Below are 2,368 nucleotides of genomic sequence, written 5' to 3'. Positions count from 1 at the left end.
TGCTGGGTGCGGGCGCCCTCCCCGCCGCCGTCGCCCTCGGCAACGCCCTCGCGCGAAGGCCGACCCGCACCCCGGCGAGTTGACACCCGAGACCCGCGAGTCGCCACCCGGGGTCCGCGAGTCGGCGTCCCGCACCCGCGTGTCGACGTGCCCGGTCGTCACCGCCAGAACATGAACAGGTACTGCCCGATGCCCGCGGCCCGGGGGTCACCGCCCACCGCGCCGAACACGAGGTCGGACAGGCCCCACAGCGCCTGTCCCGCGGTGGGCACCGCGAGGATCAGCGCCAGCAGCACCAACGGTGCCCACGGCCTCGCCCGGTGGCCGAACTCGCGGGCCCGCGGGGGCAGGTAGGGCTCAAGGGCGCCGTAGCCGTCCAGACCGGGCACCGGCAGAATGTTGATCACGAAGGCGAGGATCTGCAACGACGCGAGGTAGGACAGGCCCGCGAGCAGCCCGACCGGCATGTCAACGCTGACGACCGCGATCGTCAGTACGATACCGAGGGCGAGGTTCGTCAACGGCCCGGCCAGGGAGACCCGGGACGAGACCGCCCGGGACCGCAGCGCCCACTGGTTGATCCAGACCGCGCCGCCGGGCAGGGGGATCCCGCCGATGGCGAGGATGATCAGCGGAAGCAGCAGGGACAACACCGGGTCGGTGTAGCGGCGGATGTCCAGGGCGAGGTAGCCCTTCGCCGCCACCTCGTGGTCGCCGCCCCGGTACGCCACGATCGCGTGACCGAACTCGTGCAGGGTCAACGACAGCGCCCAGCCGCCGATCACCAGCAGGAAGACCCCGGCCGAACCGAGGACGGTGCGGTCGAGCACCTCCCGTAACCCGACGGTGGCCGTGAGGACACCGCCCAGGACGGTCACGGCGAGGATGACGTAGAACAGCAGGCTGGGGCGGACGAGTGAGCGTTGCACGGTCGTCAGTGTCCCCTCCGTTCATCGGTCCGGTCACCGCGAGGGTCACCGTGGGTGGGTTCCGGTCGGGTCCGGGAGCGCTGTCAACTCCCCGGGGGTGTCGAGCTTCCAGGATGCCGTGAAATCCGGGTGTGTTCCGTCGGCGTGTCCACTTGCGTGTGCCGCTCGCGAGCGTCCCCCATCCTTGCTACTCCGCTTGACCCAACCGCATACCACAGGTGTAATCACATTGATGTCATTCGCTGTCTGAAAAGGGGGGTAGTGGTGGCATCCAGTACCGCCGGTCCCGGGAGTGCGTGAGAGCGAGGAGGCGGACGTGCGGTTGGACACTACTGCAAAAGAAGGGGAGCACGTCATGGAGTGGGGCGGAGGCCCGGATCCCGATCTGGGTGTCCTCGCCGAGCTCCTCGACATGACGGGCGAGCAGGATTGGCAGGAGCGTGCGTTGTGCGCGCAGACCGATCCCGAGGCCTTCTTCCCGGAGAAAGGGGGATCGACGCGGGAGGCCAAACGGATCTGCCAGGTCTGCGAGGTCAAGGACGACTGTCTCGAGTACGCTCTGGCACACGACGAGCGGTTCGGCATCTGGGGCGGGCTCTCCGAGCGTGAACGTCGGAAGCTGAAGAAGCGCGCCGTGTGATCGACATACCGGTGACGAGGGCGCCGGGTGGCTCGATAGGGTGACGAGTCACCCTGGCCCCCTCGATCCCGGGAGAGGTACGTGCCCCGGACTTCCGCGTCGGTGTCGTCTCCCGTGCGCACCGCCCCGGTCCTGGCCGTTCTGGTCGGTCACAACGGGCAGTGCTGGCTGCCCGACGTCCTGGCCGCACTCCAGGAGGGCACCGTCCGCCCCCGGCACGTGCTCGCCGTGGACACCGGTTCCACCGATGACACACCGGACTTGCTCGCCCGGGCCGCCGAGGACGGGGTCGTCGACGGGATCCTGACCCTGCCGGCCGACACCGGCTACGCGGCCGCGGTCACGGCCGCCGTCGAAGCCGGTCTGGACCGGTGGGGTGATCCGGGGCCGTGGTTGTGGCTGCTGCACGACGACAGCGCACCCGATCCGGACTGTCTCGATCTGTTGTTGCGGGCGGCCGACACCGCCTCGTCGGCGGCGATGCTGGGGCCGCTCGCGGTGGACTGGACCGATCCCCGGGTCGTGGTCGAGTCCGGTCTGTCCACCGACGCCTCCGGTCACCGCAGGCAGGTGGACCCGCGCGGGCCCGGTGCCGGCACCCCGGAACAGACCACCGAGGTCCTGGCCGTGCCGAGCGCGGGTGCGCTCGTCTCACGGGCGGCGTGGGACGACCTCGGCGGATTCGACACCGGGATCCCGCTGCTGCGGGAGGACCTGGACTTCGGGTGGCGCGCGAACGCCTCGGGGCGCGTGGTGCTGTGCGTGCCGCGTGCCCGCGTGCGGCACGCCCGCGCCGTCA

General features: G+C 70.6%; 3 protein-coding genes. 2 read left to right on the top strand and 1 reads right to left on the bottom strand.

The window, feature by feature from the left end:
• Window positions 1–158: 158 nt before the first annotated feature.
• A complete protein-coding gene (locus tag SACHA_RS0100990; RefSeq protein ID WP_019806482.1) occupies window positions 159–929 on the bottom strand; it encodes a site-2 protease family protein in 771 nt (256 codons plus the stop codon).
• 355 nt (window positions 930–1,284) lie between these two features.
• Here SACHA_RS0100990 and SACHA_RS0100985 point away from each other — a divergent pair, with 355 nt between their 5' ends.
• Together SACHA_RS0100985 and SACHA_RS19635 are read left to right on the top strand one after the other, a co-directional pair.
• Window positions 1,285–1,569 carry a WhiB family transcriptional regulator gene (locus tag SACHA_RS0100985; RefSeq protein ID WP_019806480.1) on the top strand — a complete coding sequence of 95 codons (285 nt, stop codon included), beginning with the start codon at window positions 1,285–1,287 and terminating at the stop codon, window positions 1,567–1,569.
• Window positions 1,570–1,650: 81 nt separating this feature from the next.
• On the top strand, window positions 1,651–2,368 hold a 718-nt coding region (locus SACHA_RS19635), incomplete at its 3' end, for a glycosyltransferase family 2 protein (protein WP_157601552.1).

Origin of the sequence: Saccharomonospora halophila 8 (assembly GCF_000383775.1) — a bacterium.
GTDB lineage: Bacteria > Actinomycetota > Actinomycetes > Mycobacteriales > Pseudonocardiaceae > Saccharomonospora > Saccharomonospora halophila.
The sequence above is the reverse complement of the archived record's forward strand: the minus strand, read 5'-3'. Positions and strand labels throughout refer to the sequence as shown.

Coding starts and splice junctions, on each gene's coding strand:
- SACHA_RS0100985 (WP_019806480.1), top strand. CDS start 1,285: ATGGAGTGGGGCGGAGGCCCGGATCCCGATCTGGGTGTCCTCGCCGAG.